At 72.0% G+C, this 1,311-nt stretch carries 1 protein-coding gene and 1 pseudogene; both read right to left on the bottom strand.

The annotated features are described in order from the left end of the window. Positions 1–106: 106 nt before the first annotated feature. Positions 107–424, bottom strand: coding sequence for an FmdB family zinc ribbon protein (locus tag HNV26_RS37335; RefSeq protein ID WP_171443753.1), 318 nt, complete (start codon positions 422–424; stop codon positions 107–109). Between the two features lie 29 nt (positions 425–453). Further along, positions 454–1,311, bottom strand: a pseudogene (locus HNV26_RS37330) (hypothetical protein); the annotation flags it as partial.

The raw sequence follows: 1,311 nt of genomic DNA, 5'->3' as shown, positions 1-1,311 counted from the left end.
GAGGACACTTGGAGGGGGGGAAGGGCACGGGGCGTGAGTGTGCGCCGCTCCCATGCCCGGAGCGAATTTTCGGCGGGCCCGGCCCGGGTGGGCGCGGGCCGGGGGGCTAGTTCTTATCGCCCGAGGCCGCCGGCGCGGGGGCCGGAGCGGGCGTGCTGGGCGCGCTGCTGGCCGGCGAGGACGCGCTCGACGACGAGGAGGCGCTGCTGCTCGACGAGGAGCTGCCGCCGTCCTTCTTGGTGGAGCTGTACAGGTCGGAGTACCAGCCTCCGCCCTTGAGGACGAAGCTCGAGCGGCTGACGACCTTGGTCATCGACCCCTCGGCGCCGCACGCGCTGCACGTGGCAGGGGCGGGGTCGGAGATCTTCTGCAGCACGTCGATCATCTTTCCACAGCTCTGGCAGGAGTACTCGTAGATGGGCATGGCTCTCAGTGCCTCGTCAGGGTGTTGAGTCAGCGGGAGCTGGCCAGCAGCTGCTTTCGCAGTCCGTCCGCCAGTCCCAATCGCTCGAAGGCGCGGAAGACGAGCTCGGACGGGGCGCCGTGCTTGCGGGCAACGGCATCCGCCAGTTCGTGCAGGTCTCCGGCATCGTGCAGGACGTCGCCGACGAGCCGCTCCAGTTCCTTGCGGAGCGTGTCGGCGAACTTCTTCTGGATGCCCAGGTCGGTCAGGTACTTCTCGCGCCCGAGCAGGTCCAACCGGTGCGTCAGGTGGGGCGTGGCCAGGGCCTCGCGGCGGAAGCGCTCGCGCAGGGCCTCCACGTCCTCCGTCAACGACAGGGCAGAGACCAGTCGCTGCAGCTCCGACGGGCTCAGGCCCAGGGCCCAGGCCACGCGGCCGGCGGCGCCCCGCTGGGTGGTGAAGCCGTCCAGCACCTGGCGGCGCTCCTTCTCCACCATCGCATCCATCAGCGCGTGGTCCCGGAGCACGTTCTCCAGCTCCACCTGCGTCAGCTCGCCCCGCGCGCCATTGAAGCGCTGGGAGAGGGCCCGCAGCAGCGCGAAGCGGTGGTCGGCGGCCTCCATGGCGGCCTCCACGATGGGCTTGCCGGTCAGGCGCGTCAGCTCCATGAAGGACGCGCGCGGCGCCTCCACGCGGGTGAAGCGGCCCCGGGGGCGCGGCAGGTCCTTGCGCGAGAAGGCGGGCTCCTCGACGAAGTCGGCGGGCGAGCCCAGGGCGTCCTCCGCGGGGGCGCGCTTGCGCGGGGCGATGCGCTCCTTGACGGTGGCCTCCAGGTCCTCCTTCGCGGCCTTGCCGCCCTTCTTCCCGGCGGACGCGTCCGCGGCGGGCGGCGGGGCGAAGGTGAGGGG

Source organism: Myxococcus xanthus (genome assembly GCF_013116825.1).
Taxonomy (GTDB): Bacteria; Myxococcota; Myxococcia; order Myxococcales; family Myxococcaceae; genus Myxococcus; species Myxococcus xanthus_B.
This window is presented reverse-complemented; position numbering and strand designations above follow the sequence as displayed.